General features: G+C 65.5%; 17 protein-coding genes and 1 pseudogene. 10 read left to right on the top strand and 8 right to left on the bottom strand.

Features of this window, described 5'->3' with window-relative positions; all coding sequences use genetic code 11:
* Window positions 1–153: 153 nt before the first annotated feature.
* Window positions 154–513, top strand: a complete 360-nt coding sequence (locus ACREBX_RS14075) for a VOC family protein (protein ID WP_431562372.1) — start codon at window positions 154–156, stop codon at window positions 511–513.
* Window positions 514–545: 32 nt separating this feature from the next.
* Window positions 546–1,292: a DUF899 family protein gene (locus ACREBX_RS14070; RefSeq protein ID WP_431562371.1), complete on the top strand. Its 747-nt coding sequence runs from the start codon at window positions 546–548 to the stop codon at window positions 1,290–1,292.
* A 32-nt stretch (window positions 1,293–1,324) separates the two neighbouring features.
* Here ACREBX_RS14070 and ACREBX_RS14065 read toward each other — a convergent pair whose 3' ends face one another.
* Window positions 1,325–2,323, bottom strand: coding sequence for a LysR substrate-binding domain-containing protein (locus ACREBX_RS14065; RefSeq protein ID WP_431562370.1), 999 nt, complete (start codon window positions 2,321–2,323; stop codon window positions 1,325–1,327).
* Between ACREBX_RS14065 and ACREBX_RS14060 the strand changes: the two genes are divergently transcribed.
* Window positions 2,322–4,217, top strand: coding sequence for a TonB-dependent receptor domain-containing protein (locus ACREBX_RS14060; protein WP_431562369.1), 1,896 nt, complete (start codon window positions 2,322–2,324; stop codon window positions 4,215–4,217). The two genes, ACREBX_RS14065 and ACREBX_RS14060, sit on opposite strands and share 2 nt — an antisense overlap.
* A gap of 88 nt (window positions 4,218–4,305) precedes the next feature.
* Here the strand turns inward: ACREBX_RS14060 and ACREBX_RS14055 are convergent, their stop codons facing one another.
* On the bottom strand, window positions 4,306–4,581 hold the full coding sequence (locus ACREBX_RS14055; RefSeq protein ID WP_431562368.1) for an SDR family oxidoreductase: 276 nt from the start codon (window positions 4,579–4,581) through the stop codon (window positions 4,306–4,308).
* 118 nt (window positions 4,582–4,699) lie between these two features.
* On the opposite strand from ACREBX_RS14055, the gene ACREBX_RS14050 reads away from it, so the two are divergent.
* The 3 genes from ACREBX_RS14050 to nth all read left to right on the top strand — a co-directional run bounded on the left by ACREBX_RS14050 (window position 4,700) and on the right by nth (window position 6,711).
* Window positions 4,700–5,185 carry a hypothetical protein gene (locus tag ACREBX_RS14050; protein WP_431562413.1) on the top strand — a complete coding sequence of 162 codons (486 nt, stop codon included), beginning with the start codon at window positions 4,700–4,702 and terminating at the stop codon, window positions 5,183–5,185.
* 115 nt (window positions 5,186–5,300) lie between these two features.
* Entirely contained in the window at window positions 5,301–6,029 is a 729-nt protein-coding gene (gene dapB / locus ACREBX_RS14045) for a 4-hydroxy-tetrahydrodipicolinate reductase (protein WP_431562367.1), read from the top strand.
* Window positions 6,030–6,033: 4 nt separating this feature from the next.
* Window positions 6,034–6,711 (top strand): endonuclease III, encoded by a 678-nt coding sequence (gene nth, locus ACREBX_RS14040; RefSeq protein WP_431562366.1) that lies wholly within the window; start codon window positions 6,034–6,036, stop codon window positions 6,709–6,711.
* Between the two features lie 69 nt (window positions 6,712–6,780).
* Here nth and ACREBX_RS14035 read toward each other — a convergent pair.
* A pseudogene (locus tag ACREBX_RS14035) lies at window positions 6,781–7,203 on the bottom strand (SDR family oxidoreductase); the annotation flags it as partial.
* A gap of 179 nt (window positions 7,204–7,382) precedes the next feature.
* Here ACREBX_RS14035 and ACREBX_RS14030 point away from each other — a divergent pair.
* Window positions 7,383–8,756: a M20/M25/M40 family metallo-hydrolase gene (locus ACREBX_RS14030; RefSeq protein ID WP_431562365.1), complete on the top strand. Its 1,374-nt coding sequence runs from the start codon at window positions 7,383–7,385 to the stop codon at window positions 8,754–8,756.
* Between the two features lie 3 nt (window positions 8,757–8,759).
* Here the strand turns inward: ACREBX_RS14030 and ACREBX_RS14025 are convergent, their stop codons facing one another.
* Entirely contained in the window at window positions 8,760–9,350 is a 591-nt protein-coding gene (locus ACREBX_RS14025) for a TetR family transcriptional regulator C-terminal domain-containing protein (protein WP_431562364.1), read from the bottom strand.
* 33 nt (window positions 9,351–9,383) lie between these two features.
* Between ACREBX_RS14025 and ACREBX_RS14020 the strand changes: the two genes are divergently transcribed.
* Genes ACREBX_RS14020 through ACREBX_RS14010 form a run of 3 tightly spaced genes read left to right on the top strand, consistent with a single transcriptional unit; the run spans window position 9,384 to window position 13,489 of the window.
* Window positions 9,384–10,649 (top strand): aromatic ring-hydroxylating oxygenase subunit alpha, encoded by a 1,266-nt coding sequence (locus tag ACREBX_RS14020; protein WP_431562363.1) that lies wholly within the window; start codon window positions 9,384–9,386, stop codon window positions 10,647–10,649.
* Window positions 10,650–11,867 (top strand): FAD-dependent oxidoreductase, encoded by a 1,218-nt coding sequence (locus ACREBX_RS14015; RefSeq protein WP_431562362.1) that lies wholly within the window; start codon window positions 10,650–10,652, stop codon window positions 11,865–11,867.
* A complete protein-coding gene (locus ACREBX_RS14010) occupies window positions 11,864–13,489 on the top strand; it encodes a phytoene desaturase family protein (protein WP_431562361.1) in 1,626 nt (541 codons plus the stop codon). Before ACREBX_RS14015 ends, ACREBX_RS14010 begins: the two co-directional genes overlap by 4 nt.
* On the opposite strand, the gene ACREBX_RS14005 is transcribed toward ACREBX_RS14010, so the two are convergent.
* The 4 genes from ACREBX_RS14005 to ACREBX_RS13990 form a co-directional block, all read right to left on the bottom strand.
* Window positions 13,451–14,773, bottom strand: coding sequence for an amino acid permease (locus tag ACREBX_RS14005; RefSeq protein ID WP_431562360.1), 1,323 nt, complete (start codon window positions 14,771–14,773; stop codon window positions 13,451–13,453). The two genes, ACREBX_RS14010 and ACREBX_RS14005, sit on opposite strands and share 39 nt — an antisense overlap.
* Before the next feature lie 149 nt (window positions 14,774–14,922).
* On the bottom strand, window positions 14,923–17,355 hold the full coding sequence (locus ACREBX_RS14000) for a TonB-dependent receptor (RefSeq protein WP_431562359.1): 2,433 nt from the start codon (window positions 17,353–17,355) through the stop codon (window positions 14,923–14,925).
* A gap of 141 nt (window positions 17,356–17,496) precedes the next feature.
* Window positions 17,497–19,311 (bottom strand): sulfotransferase, encoded by a 1,815-nt coding sequence (locus ACREBX_RS13995; protein ID WP_431562358.1) that lies wholly within the window; start codon window positions 19,309–19,311, stop codon window positions 17,497–17,499.
* Window positions 19,312–19,322: 11 nt separating this feature from the next.
* A complete protein-coding gene (locus ACREBX_RS13990) occupies window positions 19,323–20,930 on the bottom strand; it encodes a thioredoxin domain-containing protein (protein WP_431562357.1) in 1,608 nt (535 codons plus the stop codon).
* Between the last annotated feature and the right edge of the window lie 54 nt (window positions 20,931–20,984).

Genomic DNA, 20,984 nt, shown 5'->3' with positions numbered 1-20,984 from the left:
GCCCGAAAGCGGACAGGCGTAACCGGCCAGAGTTTCACTGTGCGCTATATGCACATGTCCTCCCTGGCCCATGCACGGAACCAAGATGGCTCGCCGGTAATTTTACTCCAAAGCTTTGCCTTGATCGCAGGCAAGGGAGTTGGGAGAGCCTCAATGAAACTGGAGAAGATTTATCCATCCTTGCTCACCGCTGACCTCGCGGTGGCCGAGCGCTGGTATACGAAGCTGTTCGGCCGCGAGCCCGATTACCGGCCGATGCCCACTTTGCTGCACTGGGAGTTGTCCGGTCAGGGCGGGCTTATGCTGTCGAGTAGCGAAGAGATCGCCAGCCGGGGCTCGATTTTTCTTTATGTTGCAGATCTCGCGGCGGAGCGCCGCCGGCTCGAAAAAGCCGGGATCGCGTTCGGCAGCGACATTCCGGGTGACTATTCGACGCTGGCGCGGGCGCGCGATCCCGATGGCAATCTGATCACGCTGGCCTCGCCGCCGTCGGGGCCATTCACCCCGGCATAAGTTGTGAATCCCGAACTCTGGAGTCGGGCAAGATGGGACATCTTTCAGAAAATGAAGCTGCCGCGCCGAAGGTGGCAGACCGGGCGACGTTCCAGGCGGACATGGACGCCCTCCGGGTCCGGGAAAAGGCGCATATGCGCCAAGGCGATGAAATAGCGGCTACGCGGCGACGGCTTCCGATGGTCGCAGTGGACGGACGCATCCCGATTGTCGGTGAGAAGGGGGCTACGACGCTGCTGGACGCGTTCGATGGACGGCGAATGCTTATCGCCTATTATTATATGTGGTTCGCCGGCAGGCCCGCGGAAAGGCAATGCCAGGGCTGCAGCTGGTTCACATCGCAGGTGCGCGAGCTCAGCTATCTGCACTCCCGCGACGTGACCTACGCAACATTTTGCCAGGGGCCGTATGACGAGAGCGTGCGTTACCGCGATTTCATGGGGTGGGATATGCCCTGGTATTCGGTCACGGCGTCGGTCGACACACTGCTGGCCGGACGCGAGGTCGGCAGCATGTATCTCGTCTGCTACCTGCGCCAAGGCTCCGATGTCTTCGAAACCTATTGGACGACGCGCCGCGGAGTCGAGGCGATGGACAACAGTTACCGGCTGCTGGATCTCACCGTCTACGGACGCCAAGAGGAGCAGGAGGTGTCACCGCCCGGCTGGCCGCAAGGTTGGGGGGAGAATGAAAGCGTGCACCCCTTCCGGAGCGATGGACGTCCGATTGCGCAGTGGCAACGCCTTGAGGCCGGCTTTTCGGACGACCTCGGCAACTGAGCGGCGGCGCTCCTGCGAACGCGGTGCGGCCATCAGGCGCCTTTGACGGGAGCCTCCTCGACCGCGAGCGCCAGGATACGATCGCGCAGGGTCAGGACGGCCTGACGGGTTTCTCCTGCACGAACGCAGACGAAGTGGCCGGCGGGATTCTTCATTTCTTCGGAAGTTATGGCAACCAGCCGGCCCGCGGCCAGCCAGTCGCTGGCGAGGGGCTGGCGAAGCAGCGCGATGCCGAGCCCCGCCGCTGCGGCACAGAGGACGGTATCATAATCCTCGAAGCGGCGATCCTGCCATCGCGGCCGGTAGGAAATCCCGACGCCGTTCAGGAAAGTCCGCCATTGCGACGTATCGGAGTCGTGAAGCAGGGGCCATTGCAGGAGGTCGTCGATCGAGGGCGCAGCGCTCATCTGGCTGCGCAGGCCGGGCGATGCCGCCGGCGCGAGTGCTTCTGTCATGATCGGCTCGGCGTCGACTCCGACCCAGGTGCCGCGTCCATAACGGATCACGACCTCGGCTTCCCGCGCATCGAGGTCCATCACGCGATGGTCGAGCGACAGGTCGATATGCGTATCGTTTTGCTCGATGGCACGGAGGCGAGGCAGGAGCCAGAGCCGTGCGAATGACGGGACGACCGACATCCGGACGGTCTGACGGCCGCGCCTTGGCCGCCATTGCTCGGCGCTGTGCGACAATCTGCCCAGGCTCTGCCGGGTATCATTGGCAAAGCGGAGCCCCGCCGGCGTAAGCCGGACGCCCCGGCCATACCGTTCGAAGAGCGATACGCCCAGCCAATGTTCCAGCGATGCAATCCGGCGGCTGATGGAGCCATGTGTAAGACCCAGCTTCGCCGCCGCCGCGCTGAACGACCCTTCCTCCGCCGCCGCGAGCATCGCGGTAAGGCCATCGAGCGGCGGCAGATCGTATGAGCTGTGCGACATGCGCACATGATCAGGGCGACCTATGTATGAAGTCAAGAGGCTTTCATCATGGGAGCATAAGCGAATGTCACGCTTCACAACAATCGCCGCCATGGCCGCCGCATCGCTTGCTGCCGCACCGGTCGGCTCGTCCGCCTTCGCCCAGCGATCCGACGACAATGCGATCGCGGATGCCGAGGACGCGTTCGGTTCCAACGACGGCGGGGAGGTGCTCGGTATATATAACCCGAACGCCGTGCGCGGTTTCTCGCCGATCGACGCAGGCAATGTCCGGCTGGAAGGTCTGTATTTCGACCGCCAGGGCGAGTTCTCGACCCGCCTCGTCGAAGGCAACCGGATTCGCGTCGGACCTTCTGCGGCCGGTTATGCATTCCCGGCACCATCGGGCGTGGTCGATTACCGTTTGCGCACCCCGGGCGAGGAAGCGGTGTTGAGCGGCGTGTTCCAGGCCAACAGCTGGGGCGGCGCAATGGTCGAGTTCGACGCCGCATTGCCGATCAGCGGCGCGTTGAGCGTCGGGGCCGGGGCGAGTTTCAGCCGGAGCGAATATCCGTCCGGCAACAATGCCGACATCACGAACCTCGCCGCTATCCTGCACTGGCGGCCTGCGCCGGGGACGGACGCAAAATTCTTCGCCAGCCGCACGCGGATCGCAGATGAGGACATCTATCCGATCATCCTCGGCAATGGTCTGGAGACGCCGGCCCGCCTCGCGCGCCGGCGGTTTCTGGGTCAGCCTTGGGCAGATGTCGAGACCGAGCGCTTCACCTTCGGCGCGCTGGGACGCACCAGCATTGCCGGCTTTGCGGTCCGGGCCGGGCTGTTCAGATCTGACAACGAGGTGCGGGAGGGGCACAACATCTTCCTGCGCGCCGCACCCTTGGGGACACCGGCGGATCGCATAGTCAGCGCCTATCCGGGGCGGACCGGTGTTTCGACCAGCGGCGAACTGGGTATCGCGCGCGCGTTTTCGACGGGTTCTTTTGAACATCGGCTGCAGTTGGTGGGGCGTGGGCGCGCGCAGGATCGCCGGTACGGCGGCTCGATCCGGCAATCGCTCGGCGCCGCGCCGTTCGGAGAGGCCGATTATGTCGCGAGGCCGGACCTCGCTTTCTCTGCCCAGTCCAGTGACCGTGTCCGCCAATGGGCGCTCGGGCTGGATTATCAGGTGCGAGTAAGCGGCCTCGGGCAATTCAGCGTCGGCGCGCAAAAGGTGAACTACCGCAAACAGGTGACCACCCCGAGCGGACCTGCGCCTGAATCGCGCGACAATCCGTGGCTGCTCAACGCGACCGCGATGATCGATCTGACGCCGGCAGTGTCGCTCTATGCTTCTTTCACCCGCGGGCTCGAGGAGAGCGATGTGGCGCCGGAAACCGCAGTGAACCGCGATGAGGCGCCGCCTGCGATCCGGACGCGGCAGGTCGATGCCGGCGTGAAAGTGCGTGCCGCCGGAATGACGCTGATCGCAGGCGCGTTCGATATCAAGCGACCCTATTACGGCGTCGATGGCAGCAATGTCTTCCGGCAATTGGGCGTGGTGCGGCACGCAGGGATCGAGGCGTCGCTGAGCGGTTCGCCCGCGCCCGGACTGACGGTCGTTGCAGGCGGATCGCTTGTCAGGGCCCGCGTCTCGGGCGACGAGATTACGTCCGGTGCGATCGGCCGTCGACCGATCGACGTGCCATCGCGCAAGCTCGTCGCCAGCGTGGATTGGCGCCCGCCGTCGTCCCCCACATCGATCGATGCCACCGTCGAGCACGTCGGACGGAACACAGCGGACGCGCTCAATCGCGTTCGCGTCGCACCCTATACGACGCTCAATATCGGGCTGCGCTACCGGTTCGCGGTGGGTCGATCGGCCGCCCTTTTTCGCATTCAGGCCACGAACCTGTTGGGCGCCTATGGATGGGAAGTGGCGGGCGATAACGCCTTTGTCTATGTCCAGCCCCGTCAAGTAACGGTCAGATTGGCGATGGACTATTGACCACCTGGATGGAGAGCGCTGAACCCCCCTCGTGCGGATCTTTCGGCGATATGCGGCCCGCTCGCCACGCTCTCGGCGTCCGTATTGGTTAGCCGGCATGGTTGACGATCACGTCGAGCCGGCCGTGCAGCGCATGCGCGGCAAGGACGACGGGCGCCGCCGCGTCGAGATCGGTGACGTCGAGCGCGAGCACCGCGAGCCGGTCGGCGGGCAGGCATTCGGGCGCGCTGCCGTCGCGGGTCGTCCCGATGACCTGATTGCCGCGGGCGAGCGCGGCCTTGGCCAGCGCAAAGCCAATCCTCGCGAAATGCCGGTGATGAACCAGATTCTGTTTGCCATGTCGGCCTCCATCTTTCGTCGGCACTCCGCCGGTCCTGTGCGAAGAGAGGTAAGCGGCCCGCGGCTGCTGGATAATCGCGACAAAATCACCTGACTTTATAAGCGGGCCCACATAATCTGGTGCGACCGGCGCGGGAGGAAGGATGACCGACAAGACTTCGGCCGAAAGGCTCGAACGCCATATCCGGGGACGTCTGATCGTCGACGGCGCTGTGCGTGCGCCGCGGGATATCATTGCCCAGGTCTTCGTGCGCCCGGCAGTCGAGGAGAGTTTCGTGGTGCCGGCGGTGGCCGAACCGCTGCTTGTCTGGATACTGGCGGGCGAGGCGCGGGTCGAGGAGCGCGACCCCGGCGGGGCGTGGCAAGCGAGCGACGTGCGGGCCGGCGATTTCTTCCTCACCGATTCCGAGAAGCCCTATGAACTGCGCTGGCGATCGCTTTCTACGCCGCTAAAAGCTGACCGTCCGGAACCGGCCACCTCAGGCCACGTCTGTCGGGCCCAGCGTTTCGATGATCCGGCAATCGTCGATCGTGCCTTGCTGGCAGGTCGGGATCGCGCGCGAACGCCTCGGGGGTCGCGACATCCTCGACGCGGTGCTGTTCCATATTCTGGATCGGGGGCACACTAACTCTGTTCGTCCTGAGCTTGTCGAAGAACCGTTCTTCCTTCAAAGCGGCGGTTTAGCAAGGACGGCCCTTCCCCCGGACTGGATCCGGGGTCAGGGCGAACAGGGAATTGGGGTCATGACCAGCATCGGCATTATCGGCAGCGAAGGTCGGATGGGCGTCGCGCTGGCCGCAGCGATCGCCGAGGCGGGGCAGCAGCATCGCGGCGCTGACAAGGGCGGCAACATCGTCCAACTGGCAAGCGAAAGCGACGTGCTCGTCGATTTCTCATCCCCCGCCGCGCTCGAGGCAACACTCGACGCGTGCATCGCCGCAAAGACCCCGATCGTCATCGGCACCACCGGGCTCGAGGAGCGCCACCATTATCTGATCGACAATGCGGCGAAGGATATCGCGGTGCTCCAGACCGGCAATACGTCGCTCGGCGTCACCCTGCTTGCACATCTGGTGCGCGAGGCGGCGACGCGGCTCGATGCCGACTGGGACATCGAAGTCGTCGAAATGCATCACCGGGCGAAGGTCGATGCGCCCAGCGGGACTGCGCTGCTACTTGGACAGGCCGCCGCCGAGGGGCGCGGGATCAGTCTCGACACCTGCTCGGAACGCGGCCGTGACGGCCTCACCGGCGCGCGCGGTCATGGCAAGATCGGCTTCGCGAGCCTGCGTGGCGGCACCGTCGCGGGCGACCATGACGTGATCTTCGCAGGCCCCGAGGAAATGATCACCCTGTCGCACCGCGCCGAAAACCGCATGATCTTTGCGCGCGGTGCCGTGCGCGCGGCGCTGTGGCTGATCCGTCAGAAGCCCGATCGCTATACGATGCCGCAGGTGCTGGGGCTTTCTTGATCCAATGACGAAGGCCGATATCTTCGAATTCTACCGGAGGCTCGCGGAACTCAATCCGAGTCCCGAGACCGAACTGCAATTCGGCAACACCTATCAGTTGCTCGTTGCCGTCGTGCTCTCGGCGCAGGCAACCGACGTCGGCGTCAACAAGGCGACGCGGCTGCTCTTTCAGGACGTGAAGACGCCGCAGCAAATGGTCGACCTCGGTGAAGAGGGCCTGAAGCAGCACATCAAGACAATCGGTCTGTTTAACGGCAAGGCGAAAAATGTCATCGCGCTGTCCGAAATCCTGGTCCGCGATTTCGGCGGCGACGTGCCCGCCGATCGCGACACGCTCGTCGAACTGCCGGGGGTCGGCCGCAAGACCGCCAATGTCGTGATGAACTGCGCTTTCGGCGCCGAGACCTTCGCGGTCGATACGCATATCTTCCGCGTCGGCAATCGCACCGGGCTCGCGCCGGGCAAGACGGTGCTCACGGTCGAAAAGAGCCTCGAGAAAAATACGCCCGCGCCGTTCCGCGTCGGCGCGCATCACTGGCTGATCCTTCACGGCCGCTATATCTGCAAGGCGCGCACGCCCGAATGCTGGCGCTGCCCGGTCGACGATCTCTGCCGCTACAAGCCTAAGACGCTCGCGCCGAAGGGCCGGGGGGCGAGCGCGAACCCGTCTCCCGGACCATAGCCGTCAGGCGCCGAACGCGCCTCCGCGCCTGATTCATCAGGCGCCGAACGCGCCCCCGTGCCTGATTCATCAGGCGCCGAACGCGCCGTCGATCGTATGCATCGCGCCGGTGACGAAGCCCGCTTCTGCGCCAGCCAGCCAGGCCACCATGCCCGCGACCTCTTCGGGCCGGCCATGACGCTTGATCGGCATGAAGCTGTGCATCAGCTCGCGCATCGGGCCATCCTCGGGGTTGGCGTCGGTATCGATCGGTCCCGGCTGCACGATATTGATCGTGATCCCGCGCGGTCCGAAATCGCGCGCCAGCCCGCGCGCCATGCCCTGCAGCGCCGACTTGCTCAGCGCATAGGATGCCAGGCCGGGCATGGGCATCCGGTCGCCGTTCACCGACCCGATCACGATGATGCGGCCGCCGTCGGGCATCTGTCGCGCGGCCTCGACCGACGCATGATAAGGGGCATTGACGTTGACGCGGATCAGCCGGTCGTCAGCACGACGATGTCCGGGCTTTCGGCGAAAGCGCGAAGCGGGCACGACTTGCCCCGCCTCCTTGCAACCGCCCGTCTTGCCGGCCGTGTGCTCGCGCAAATCTTGCCTGCGTGAACGGCGTTCCTTCAGTGCATTTCGATGCCCCCTTGCGAAGGCGCCCGGACGCGGCATAGTCCGCCTCCATGCGCAACCTTACCGCCCCGCTCGCCCTCGCCGCCGCCTTGCTCGCCGCCGCGCCCGTCCACGCCAAACCCGCCGATACCGAGGCGGCGAAAAAGATACTGAAGGACAGCGTCGCGATCCCGACCGTCGAGGGCCGCGGCCAGGTGCCCAAGCTCGCCGCATATTACGCGAGCGTGCTGAAAGCGGCGGGTTATGCCGACAGCGATATCGAAATCACACCGATCGGCGAAACCGCGACCTTCGCCGCGACGCTGCTCGGGACGACGAAGCAGAAGCCGATCGTGCTGCTCGGCCATATGGACGTCGTCGAGGCCGATCCCAAGGACTGGACGCGCGACCCCTTCGTGCCCGTCGAGGAAGAGGGCTATATTTTCGGGCGCGGGTCGGAGGATAACAAGTTCGACGTCTCGATGATGGTCGCAACGATGGCGCAGCTCAAGAAGGACGGCTTCAAGCCGAAGCGTTCGATCATCCTGCTGCTCTCGGGCGACGAGGAAACCTCGATGATGACGACGCGGGCGCTCGCGGCCAAATATAAGGGCGCCGAATTCGCCTTGAACGGCGACGGCGGCGGCGGGCTGATCGGCGAGGACGGCAAGCCCAAATATTACGGGCTGCAGGCGGGGGAGAAGACCTATGCCGACTTCACGCTCGAAGTGACCAACCCCGGCGGACACAGCTCGCGTCCGTCGGGCAGCAATGCGATCGTCCAGCTGTCGAACGCGCTCGCCAAGGTCGGCGCCTATCGCTTCACGCCCCAGCAGAACGAACTGACGAAGATCGGCATGCCGATCGTTGCCGATCAGGTGGGCGGCAACATCGGTGCGGCGCTCAAGGCTTTTGCCGCCAATCCCGCCGACGCCAAGGCAATCGCGGCGATCCGCGCCGATCCCGAATATGTTGGCCAGATCGGGACGACTTGCGTGCCGACGCTGGTGAAGGGCGGCCATGCCGAGAATGCGCTGCCGCAACGCGCCACCGCGAACATCAATTGCCGCATCTTCCCGGGCGTGCCGGTCGAAACGGTGCGCGCCGAGCTCGAAAAAATCATCGCCGACCCGGCGGTCAAGGTGAACACCGATCCCGACGCGAGCGCCAGCGACGCCTCGCCGCTGCGTCCCGACGTCGTGGCGGCGGTTACCAAGGCGGTGCATGCGCGCGCACCAGGGCTGCCGATCATCCCGTCGATGAGCGCCGGCGCGACCGACAGCTATCATTTCCGCATCGCCGGCGTCCCGAGCTATGGCGTCGCGGGCCTCTTCTCGAAAGCGAGCGACAGCTACGCGCATGGGCTGAACGAGCGCGTGCCCGTCGACGCGATCGCCCCGGCGCTCGCGCATTGGGACAGCCTGCTGCGCGATTTGTCGAAATAAGGGTCAAACGAGCGCGCTGACCGCGCGCCCCACCATCTGAACCGCCGCTTCGGCGCCGAAACTTTCGGCGTCGAGCGACAGCTCGAGCCACAGGCCGTCGACCATCGCGGTGAGCATGATCGCCAGCTTTTCGGCGTCGGCCGCGCCACACGCTAACAGCAATTCGCAAAGCCGGGCGCGATAGCCCGCGTAACTTGTCGCGTGGATTGTCGCCATGCGTGCATCGCTGGGCGCGAGCGCCCAGAACGCGGTCCATGCGCCGAGCAGTTCGGGATCGGTCACCGGCGGGCGGAAGCTAGCGGTCAGATAGGCTGACAGCCGCGCGCGCGGGTCGGGGGCCGCCCCTTCGACCGCAGCCGCAAAAATCGCATCCATCCGGTCACTCGTCGCCTCGTAGGTCGCGACGATCAGATCGTCGATGCCGCCGAAATAATGGCGCAGCAGCCCCGGCGACACCCCTGCCTTCGCACAGATCGCGCGGACGTTCGTTCCCGCCAGCCCATGTTCGGCGAGGCATGCCGCAGTCGCGTCGATCAACGCGGCCCGGCGGGCATCGGCGCTTTCGCGCGTAAAGGCTTGGCGAGCGGGTTCCATGCTGTTATACGTTTGTACAACAAGGAACGAGCCATGGCAACTGCACCCCTTCGCGATTCGAATCTGGACCCGCTCGATGGCTGGTCGCTGCCCGCCTGGACCTATAGCGATCTCGATTTCTACACCGCTGAAATGGAGCGCATCTTTCGCCCAAGCTGGCAGGTGGTCTGCCACGACAGCGACATCCCGTACGTCGGCGACTGGCATAGCATCGACTATTGCGGCGAAAGCGTGATCGTCGTGCGCGGCACCGACCGCGTGGTGCGCGCCTTCACCAACGTGTGCCGCCACCGCGGCTCGCGCCTCGTCGACGGCGCGGCCGGCTGCGCGAAAAAGCTCGTCTGCCCCTATCACGCCTGGACCTACGAGCTCGACGGTCGGTTGACCGGCGTGCCCGATTCGGCGAGCTATCCGACGCTCGACAAGGGCAAGGCCGGGCTCGTCCCGGTCGATCTCGAACAATGGCGCGGCTTCTGGTTTGTGCGGCTTGACGATGACGGCGGCCCGTCGGTCGCCTCGATGATGGCGCCCTATGAGGCGCAGGTCGCGCCGTATCGCTTCGAGGCACTCGGCGCACTCGGCCGAGTCACGCTCCGCCCGCGCGAGGTGAACTGGAAGAATGTCGGCGACAATTATTCGGACGGGCTCCACATCGCCGTCGCGCACCCCGGCCTGACGCGCCTGTTCGGCAAAAGCTATGGCGTCGAGGCCGAGGATAATGTCGACCGCATGTGGGGCGACCTGATCGACCGCCCGTCGGTCAACTGGTCCGAACGCATGTACCAGCGCCTGCTGCCGCCCGTCCCGCACCTGCCCGAGGCAAGTCAGCGCCACTGGCTCTATTTCAAGCTCTGGCCCAATGTCGCCTTCGACATCTATCCCGACCAGGTTGATTTCATGCAGTGGCTGCCGACCGGGCCGACGACGTGTCTGATCCGCGAAATCTCCTACGTGCTCCCCGATGAGCGCCGCGAGATGAAGGCCGCGCGCTACCTGAACTGGCGCATCAACCGGCAGGTCAATGCCGAGGACACGCTGCTCATCACGCGCGTCCAGCAGGGGATGCAGTCGAAGAGCTTCACCATGGGGCCGCTCAGCGACAAGGAAGTCTGCCTCAAGCATTTCTGTTCGCGGATGCGCGACCTGATCCCCGAAGCGCGGCAGGACCATGCCCCGCCGCCGGGGTGGAGCCAAAGAAGCCCCTCCCCTTCAGGGGAGGGGTTGGGGGTGGGGGCCATCGGCCTTATGCCAAGCTCGCACCCCCCCACCCCAACCCCTCCCCTGAAGGGGAGGGGCTAAGTGTTCGCGCCGCCAGTCATCATCGTCGGCGGCGGCCCCGCCGGCATGGTCGCCGGCCTGCTGCTCGCGCGCGCCGGCGTCGCCGTCACCGTGCTCGAAAAGCATGCCGATTTCCTTCGCGATTTCCGCGGCGACACGGTGCATCCCTCGACGCTCGAACTGTTCCACGAAATCGGGCTGCTCGAAGAGCTGCTCAAGGAACCGCACGCCGCGATTGATACGATGACGCTCAACCTGCTCGGCAAAGCCTATACGATCGCGACGATGAAGCATTTGCCCGTCGCGGCGCGCTTCGTCGCGATGATGCCGCAATGGGACCTGCTCGATTTTATCGCCGGGCAGGGGCGACGCTATCCGACCTTCGACCTCCGCATGTCGACCGAGGCGACTGGGCTGACCTATGACCCCGCGAACCGCGTCGATGGCGTGATGCTCGCGAGCGGCGAGACGCTGCCCGCGCGGCTCGTCATCGCCGCCGACGGCCGCCGTTCGGTCCTCCGCGATGCTGCGCAGCTACCGCTCGAAGATCTCGGCGCGCCGATGGACGTGCTGTGGTTCCGCATCCCGGTGCCCGCGGGCATGGACATGTCCGAAGTCGCGCTCGGCACGATCGACAAGGGCGGCATGGTCGTCGCGATCCCGCGCGGCGATTATTGGCAGTGCGCGCAGATCATCGAAAAAGGTGGCTTCGCGCCGATCGAGGCGCGCGGGATCGCCGCCTTCCGCGCCAAGATCGTCGAAATCGCTCCCGCTCTCGCCGCCGGGATCGACGCAATCCAGAGCTTTGACGACGTCAAACTGCTCACGGTCGCGCTCGACCGGCTGACGCGCTGGTCGCGTCCCGGCCTGCTCGCGATCGGTGATGCCGCACACGCGATGTCGCCCGTCGGCGGCGTCGGCATCAACCTCGCGGTGCAGGACGCCGTCGCGGCCGCCAACATCCTCGCTGCACCGCTTGCGGCTGGCGTCGATCCCGATCCGCTGCTCGCCAGGATACAGGCGCGCCGCTGGAAACCGACGACGCGGATGCAGGGGCTCCAGCGTTTCGCGCATCAGAATATCATCGAACCAATGCTGCGCGGCGAGATCACGCGCGCCCCGCTCGCCGTCCGCTTGCTCAACCGCATCCCGCTGCTCCGCCGGATTCCCGGCCGGGTCCTCGGCCTCGGCTTCGGCCGCCAGCATGTCCAATCCCCGCTTGCGAAAGAGTTTCAATGACCAAAGCCTATGACGCCCTGATTATCGGCGCCGGCCACAACGGCCTCGTCTGCGCCTTCTATCTCGCCAAGGCGGGGCTGAAGGTGCGCATCGTCGAGGCGCGCGACGTCGTCGGCGGCGCCGCGGTGACCGAGGAATTCGCGCCGGGCTTCCGCAATTCGGTTGCGAGCTACACGGTCAGCCTGCTCCAGCCCAAAGTCATCGCCGACATGAAGCTCGCCGATCATGGCTATCGCGTGATCGAGCGGCCGATCAGCAATTTCCTGCCGCAAGAGGATGGCGGCTATCTGAAGCTCGGCGGCGGGCTGGAACGCACGCAGAAGGAATTTGCGCGCTTCTCGGCGCACGACGCGGCGCGCCTCCCCGAATATTATGAGATGCTCGAGGGGGTGGCCGATGTGCTGCGCGATCTCGCGCTCAAATCGCCGCCCAACGTCGGCGACGGCTTCAAGACATTGCTCGACGCGGCGCGGCAGGGGCGCGGCCTGACCAAGCTCAGCCTGTCGCAGCAGCGCGATGTGCTCGAACTTTTCACCAAGTCGGCGCGCACTTTCCTCGATAGCTGGTTCGAAAGCGAAGCGGTCAAGGCCGCCTTCGGCTTCGACGCGGTGGTCGGAAACTATGCCAGCCCCGATACGCCGGGCAGCGCATACGTTCTCCTTCATCACGTCTTTGGCGAAGTGAACGGCAAGAAGGGGGCGTGGGGCCACAGCGTCGGCGGCATGGGCGCGATCACCCAGATGATGGCGAAGGTCTGCACGCAGCTTGGCGTCGAGATCAGCCTCGAAGCGCCCGTCGCGCGCGTGCTCGTCGAGCCTGCCCCCGCGGAGGCGGGGGGCGGCAAGGCGGTCGGGGTCAAGCTGGTGAGCGGCGAAGAAATCGCCGCCGACCGCGTGATCGCCAATGTCGGGCCCAAGCTGCTTTACGAACGGATGTTCGACGAAGGCGATATCGCGCCCGAGTTCCGCCGCCGCATCAAGGCGTTCAAGGCGGGCAGCGGCACCTTCCGCATGAATGTCGCGCTCAGCGAGCTGCCGAAGTTCACCTGCCTGCCCGAACCCGGCGAGCATCACCAGTCGGGGATCATCATCGCGCCGACGCTCGACTATATGGACAAGGCGTTTCTCGACGCGAAGCAATATGGCTGGTCGAAAAAGCCGATCGTCGAAATGCTCATTCCGTCGACCGTCGACGACAGCCTTGCACCGCCGGGGCAGCATGTCGCGAGCCTGTTTTGCCAGCAATTTGCACCCGAATTGCCGGGTGGCCGTGATTGGGATGCCGAAGAAGACAAGGCCGCCGACACGATCATCGATACCGTCGAGGCACATGCGCCGGGCTTCCGCGCCTCGATCGTCGGGCGCCAGATCCTCAGTCCCAAGGGGCTCGAACGCAAGTTCGGGCTGGTCGGCGGCGACATCATGCACGGCAATATGAGCCTCGACCAACTATGGTCGGCGCGGCCGGTGCTCGGCAACGGCGCGTATCGCGGGCCGCTCAAGGGCCTCTATATGTGCGGCGCCGGCACGCATCCGGGCGGCGGCGTCACCGGCGCGCCGGGGCACAATGCGGCGCAGGTGATCCTACGCGACCGGGGCTTCTTCGCTCCCCGATGGCGTTGAGGCTGGCGCCGAGCCGCGCGTCCACCAGTATAGCGGCAGCCCCGCGGCCATCAGGATCAGGCTCATCGCGCTGACGTTCAGCCCCGCGCCCCACAGCGTCCAGACCGAATAGGCGAGGCCGATGAGGGCAACCGGTATCGCGACGCGCAGCCGCAGCGCCGCGGCGGCGCACGACAGGTAGAGCCACAGCGTCACCGACGTCGACAAGATGGCCATGAAGGTGAACATCTCGGCGGTCGATTTGTTGCTGTTCAGGACGACGCAGGCGGTCGCGAGGCCGCTCGCGATCAGCAGCGCGGCAACGGGCGTGCCGTGGCGGTTGGTGCGCGCGAACCACGCTGGAAACAGGCCCTGCCGCGCGAGCGTTGCCGGCAGTTCGGCCTGGATCAGCGTGAAGCCGTTCAATGCCCCGATCGCGCTGATCGCGGCGAAGGCGGCGATGAACAGCGCCGGCCCATGACCCCAATAGGTTTCGGCGAACAAGGCGAATGGCGCGTCGGACGTGGCGACCTCGTCCGCCGGCAGCATCAGCGCGACCGCCGAACAGACGATCAGGTAGAGGATGCCCGTCGTCAGCGTGCCGATGATCGTCGCGCGCGGGATGGTGACGACCGGATCCTTGACCTTGTCGGTCGCGACGCTCGCCGATTCGAAACCGAGAAGCGCCCATAAAGTGAGGATCGCCGATCCGCTGACCGCCGTCAGCGACAATCCCTCGGCCGGGAAGGGTGTCGTGACGACGGGGGTCTCCCCGCCGAACGCTATCGGTATCAGGACGATCACCGTCAGCAGTGGAATCAGCTTGATGAGCAAGGTTACGATCTGGAAACGGCCCGCGGCGCGCGCACCGCGCCAGTTGATCGCGGTGACGATCCAGATCAGGGCCAGCGTCGAGAGCGCCATATGCTGGCCGAGCGCCGGCGCGAAGAGGCTGAGAAAGCTGACCGCGGCCACCGCGAGCGTCACATTGGCGGTCCACACCGACACCCAATAGGCCCAGCCGATCATGAAGCTGGGGATGCGCCCGAAGGCGAGCTGGACGAAGGCGGTCGGCCCGCTCGCCTGCGGAAAGGCGACGGTCAGCCGCGCGAGAACCACCGCGAGCGCGAGCGCGCCGGCGATCGTGATCGCCCACCCTGCGACGCCATTCCAGCCAAAGGGGGCAAGGCTGGCGGGGAGGAGGAACACCCCAGATCCGATCATATTGCCCATGACGAGCGCGACGCACATCGAAAGACCGAGCTTTTGGGCGGGCCTGACGCCTGCGGTCATCGTTTCTGCCATGCGAAACCGGTTCCCATCCTCTATCCCCGGTCGCGATCGACCCCGGCGTCGATACCGTCCGATCGGGGTTTGTTCGTCCATCCCCCGCGTGGGGGATAGAGCCGAGGGGGTGGCGCGACGCGTATCGCGCCACCCCCTCGATGGGGCGCTCAGAAGTCCTTGCTCACCTTGATGCCGATCAGGCGCGGGCGGATGACATTGTCATAGAAGACCCCGCCCCCCGGCGTAAGGCCATCGCCGTCGCCGCAGACCGTCTCGCCGCACTGGACCGCGCTGTTGATCACGCCGCGGCTATCGAACAGGTTCGTCGCGAACAATTCGGCATCCCAACCTTCGCCCTTCACGCCAATGCTGAAGTCGGCGGTCGTATAGGCTTTGAAATCGCCGACGATGTCATTTTCAAGCGTGCGAAGGTCGGACCGCCTTTTGCCGATATGGTTGACCGCGAACTGGACGTGGCCATCGAGGCCGCTGATCGGGAATTCATAGCGCGCGACGGCGTTGCCCTTGAACTTGGCGGTGACCGGCAGGCGCGAGCCCGACGGCGCGAGCAGGCTGTTGTCGGTGGTCGTGCAATCGAAATCGGCGTTGGCGATGGCGCAGAAATCGCGGCGGATCGTCGCGTCGTTATAGCTCGCGCCCATGCCGAGCGAGAAACCGCCCGAACGGTAGCTGACGTCGGCCTCGATCCCGCGGATACGCGCGATGCCGGCGTTGCGGACTTCGCTGAGCCCATTGGCGCCGAGGAAGGACAGCTGGATATTCTTCCAATCCTGCTGATACACCGCGCCGTTGAAACGAACCGGGCCAAAGCTGGTCTTCCACCCCAGTTCATAATTGTCGAGCGTGTCCGAACCGTAAGGCGGCAGCGAGCCGCGCCGGTTGATGCCGCCGGGACGGAAGCCGCGCGACCAGGTCGCATACATCATCACATCGTCGGTGAATTTATAGGTCAGGTTCAGCTTGTGGATGAAGTCGGTTTTCTTCGTCCTTTTGTCGAGATTGGTGCAGGGCGATCCGTCGACGACCGCCGGCCCCTGGCACGCATAGACCGGATTGCTGCTGTACCCGGGATTGCTGTAACCGAAGAAGCCGACGAGGCTGTTGTCGAACTTGTACAGGCGGCCGCCGCCGGTCAGCGTCAATTTGTCGGTGATGTCGAAGCTGAGCTCGCCGAACGCCGCATAGTCGCGGTCGACGCGCTGCTGCTTGGTCAGCCAGATATTGTCGACGGTGCCCGGCACCTGCAGATCGTCCGACAGGCCATCGATGATATAATGCTGTTCGATATTGTGCGACTGGCGCTGATAGAACAGCCCGCCGATGAAGCGGATGCGCGCGTCGGCGGGCGAGGCGACACGGATTTCACCGAAGTTCCGGCGATAGCGGTCGATGCCCTTGATATATTGGTTCGGGCTGATCTGGTCGCCAGCATTGTCATAAAGATAGACCGCCGAGCCAAAGAGCGCGTCGTAGAAATAGGCGTAATCCGAATAGTCGCTGTCGGTCAGCGTCTTGCGGCGGAGGTGGCCGCCGGTAACGGTCAGGTCCCAATTGCCGATCTTGCCCTCGATCGTCAGCGCGGCCTGGATCCATTTGTCGTCGCTGCGTTCGGGGTTATATTGCACCGTCTGCAGGCTGCGCGTCACCGCGCTTGAGCGTTCCTGCGCAAAGCTGCCATTCGCTTTCTGAATCTGGCCTATCAGCGTCGGGCGGATCGTCCAGTCGTCGTCGAGTTCGATGCCGAGCGCGAGGCGCGCGCCATAGGTATCGACGGTGTTATAATCCTTCTCGACCAGATCGGCGTTGTTCTGGGTGATGTCGTCGCCGGGCAGGTTGATGACCGTATCATTCTCGCCGTCGCCGTCGGTGTCGGTGTTCTGGCTGATCGGATAGACGCGGGTTCCCGCGATATTGTCGATATAGCCCGCGTCATGGCGATACCAGCCGACGAGCCGCAGCGCCGCGCGGTCGCTGATCCGGGCATTGATAAAGCCCTCGGCAACCCCGCCGATGCCGCCGCGCGTCACGCTGTTGAGTTCGAGCCCGACCGAGCCGTAGGTGCTGCTGGTGTCGGGCTTGTTGGTGATCAGCTTGATCGTGCCCGCCATCGAGCTGGCGCCGTACAGCGTGCCCTGCGGCCCCGCGAGCGCCTCGACGCGCGCGAAGTCATAGGTGTGGATGTCGAGCGCGCCCTGGATGGTCGTGATCGGCATTTCGTCCAGATACGTGCCAACGGTCGGCAGCGAGGTCGAATGGTTGGCGTTCTCGCCCGACGCGACGCCGCGGAAATAGACCTGGCTGAACCCCGGCGCGAGCGTCTGGATCGTCACCGACGGCAGGAATTTGACGACGTCCTGGAATTCCTTGACCTGCAGTTCGTCGAGCCGCTCGGTCCCGATCGCGGTGATCGCCAGCGGCACGTCCTGCAGATTTTCTTCGCGCTTCGACGCAGTGACGACGATGTCGCGGTCGTCGTCGGTGTTGTTTTGCTGGGCCAGCGCGGTTCCCGATGTGCACAGGATCGTGCTGCCGAGCAGGAACGCACCGCTTTTGGTCAATACTGCCGATAGTTTCCGCATGGAATCCCCCTCACATGACAGCCATGTGACGGAGCATGACGCACGGCGGCGCAAGCGCAAGCATTGTTGGCCGGGTGCCGCGGTCGTTGGTCGAAAATGTCGTCCGCTGTTGCTCAAAGGCAACGTTTTGTCGCGTGGCGATCAGCCGAAATCGGCGGGAATGGCCGGATATGCGCCCAGCACGGGGCCGAGCGCCTGTTTCAGCGGATCGAGCCATTTCTCATAGGGTTGCCATTGCCCGACGCCGTCGCGGTTGATCGGCTTGCGCACCTGTTCGCTCGACGCCGTGCGCACCGCGCGCGCGTTGGTGTGGAACGCCATGCACGCCTCCTCGAAGGGCTGGTCCAGCCAGGCGAGAAGCGCGCGGACTTCGACCTCGGGGTCATCGAGCAGCGCCTCGTGGATCACGCGATGGACGCGGCCCGGCTGGACCGCGTCGATATGCGCCATCAGCCGGACATAGTCGCGGTAATAGCCGCCGACGTCGGCGAGACCGTAACTGAACGCCTGGCCCTTCGCATAATGCTGGCGGAAGTTCGAAAAACAGCAGTCGAGCGGATGCCGCCGCGCGTCGATGATCTTCGCATCGGGCAGGATCAGGCGAATGAAGGCGGTGTAGAGCCAGTTGTTCGGGAGCTTGTCGATATAGAAGGGCTTGTCGGTCTTGCGCTGCACGGCGGTGCGCTGGAGGAACGCCGCGCCCAGTTCGGCGAGCTGCTTGGCCGGGGTTTCGGCAAGCGCCTCGATCCAGCGGCGGCCGTCGTCATATGTCTCGCGGCCGAGGCCGAGCGCGAGCGCGGGAATGTCGGGCAGCTCCATCGTGCCTTCGATTGCCGAATGGCTCGCGAGGATCTGTTCGATCAGCGTCGATCCGGCGCGCGGCATGCCGAGGATGAAGATCGGGTCGGGCGCGGGATCGCCCGCACCGGCGCGCGCGGCAAAGAATTCGGGCGTGCAGGCGGCGATGATCGTATCGACCGCGGCGCTCGTTTCGGCGGCGCGATAGCCAAGCTGGGCGGACCGGATCGCGTTGCCCGCGGCATAGTGGCGAAAGGCCGGTTCATGTTCGGCGGCGTCGTCATATGCCTTGCCCAGCGCAAAATGCAGGTGCAGCCGGTCGTCGGCGCGCGCGTCGGCGTCGGGTTCCGCCGCGACAAGCGCCGCTTCCATCGCGGCGCGGTCGCCGGCATCGAAACGGATCGTCTTGAGGTTGGCGAGGCTCCACCAGATTTCGCCGAGCCCCGGGTCGGCGGCGAGCGCGCGGCGATAGGCGACGACGCTGTCGTCCTGCCGCCCGACCGTCTTGAGCATATGGCCATAGCTCATCCACAGCTTGGCATGATCGGGGAAGCGGCGGGTCAGCTCTTCATAGAGCGCGAGCGCTTCGTCATAGCCGCCGATGCGCCCGAGCGCCGCCGCCCGCAGGTTCGCGTGGGCGGGGTTGTCGGGATCGTCGCCCAGCACCGCGTCGAGCGTCTCGGCGGCGTCGGCGAAACGGTTCTGCTTGTAATAGACGGTCGCAAGATTGGCACGCGCGGCGCCGAAACCCGGCGCAAGCTGCAGCGCGCGCGACAGCAGCTTTTCGGCATCGTCATAGCGTCCTATGCGACCCGCCACCTCGGCGAGCATACGGATCGCCGCGACATCGGTCGCATCTTCGCGCAGCCGCTGGCGGAGCGCACTCTCGGCGTCGGGCAGCCGGTCCTCGGCGAGCGCGAGCGCGGCATCGACCATCGCTTCATCGTGGATCGTTGCGCCGACGGCGGCGAGCGACGCTGCCTGGGCTTCCGCCTCGCGGTTCAGTGCGCGGAGGGCATGGGCGGCGAGGCGGTGCGCGGCCGCCGACGTCGGGACGGCATCGATGATCGCCTGCGCCTGGGCCAGCGCGGCGCCGGGTTCGCCGCTCAGCAGGCGGCGGGCGTTGGCGAGCGCTTCATCATGGGAGACGGTCGCCATGCCCGCGACCCTCAGCTTTTCGCCGCGCGCGCTTTCGCGACGGCTTGTTTCAACCCGTCATAACCGATCTGGCCCTGGAACAGCTGATTGCCGACGATCCAGGTCGGGGTGGCGTTGAGCTGCAGCTGGGTTGCGATCGCGAGATTGCTGTCGAGTTCGCGCTGGAACAAGGCTTCGTTCGCGGTGGCATCGGCGGTGCCGTCGGTGACGACGCCGACCTTTGCCGCCGCGGCGGCGATCGCCGTCTTGTCGAGCGAGCCCGCCGCGAACATCGCGTGGTGGAAGGCGTCATATTTGCCCTGCCGTGCGGCGGCGAGTGCCATCAGCGCGGCATCGCGGCTTTGCGGCGCGATGATCGGCAGCTCGCGGAACACGACCTTTACGCGCTTGTCCTCGCGGATCAGCCGGTCGACGTCGGGCACGCTCGCGCGGCAGAAACCGCAGGCATAGTCGGTGAACACTACCAAAGTGACGTCGCCGTCGGCATTGCCCGCCCATGCCCCGGCATAGGGTTTTTCGAGCGCGGGGCGGATCGCGTCGACCGCCTTGGCCATTTCCTTGCCCCGTTGCGCCTCGAGCGCTTCGGGGATGATTTGCGGGTTCGCCTTGATATAATCGGCGACGATCGTCTCGACCTCGCTCTTGCTCATCCCGCCGCCGAAGCGGCCGCCGAGCCAGAAGGCAATGGCGAGGAGCAATATGCCGCCGAGCGCCAGCCTCCACGTGCGCGTTGAAATGCCTTCCATTCCCATCCCCCTCACCTGCGGCAAGCGCTGTGTCGGCATCGCCTTGGCATTCGCGGTCGTTTTTACCGGCTGCGCAATCGGCGAGCGATCGTCGCCTTCCATCGCGCTCGCCGAATCAGCCGATGCGGGCTTCGCCACAGCCGGAATCGCAGCGTCACCTGCAAAGAGAGGCAGGTCGGGGGCGGCAGGCGCGTTCGCCTGCGCGGCAGCGGCTTCCTCGCGCGCGAGCAATTGTTCGAGGCCCGATGGCGGCGGCGCCAGTTCCTCGCGCGGTGCGGGGCGCAGCTTGCTTGCGGCATCGCCAAGCTGCTCGCGAAGGCTATCGCCGCTCGCCTTGGCGATGTCGACGACGCCGGCCCGCGTCTTGCCGGCGACTTCGCCGAGCCCGCGCCCGGCTTCGCTCGACAGTTTCCGGGCCTTGTCGCCAAGCGCCATCTTGTTCCACGCCTCGCCGCTGGCCTTGGCTGCCGCGCGGCCGGCCTGCGTCGATCCGCGTCCCGCCGCGCGCAAGGCGCGCGCGGTGAGGGCACCGGTCTTTGCCGCGAGTTCGCGTGAGCGGCGCGGAATTTCCATCGCTTCGACGCGCGCCGGAATGTCGGCGCGGTCGCCGACGCGGATCGTCCAGTCGGCAAAGGCTTCGGCGCCGCCCTGGATGCGATCCCACAGGTTCGCCGCCCCGGCCTTGATCGCCTCGGGCTTCACCAAGGGGTCGCGCGGCTTTTCGGGGGCGCTGTATCGCGCGAGGTCGATGCCAATGGGGGGCTCGTCCTTCGGCTTCGCCAATCCTTCGCCCTGCGCCGGCGCGCCGCCACTCGGCGTCGGCGCGGGGTCGCGCAGCCACGGCTGGTAATAATCGTCTTTTCTGTCAGTCACTTGTTGCCCTTGCGCATCATCGTTGGCGATGCGGTCCCCGCTTTGTCCCGATTG

It is taken from the genome of Sphingopyxis sp. (genome assembly GCF_050725655.1).
In the GTDB taxonomy this organism is placed as follows: Bacteria; Pseudomonadota; Alphaproteobacteria; order Sphingomonadales; family Sphingomonadaceae; genus Sphingopyxis.
This window is presented reverse-complemented; position numbering and strand designations above follow the sequence as displayed.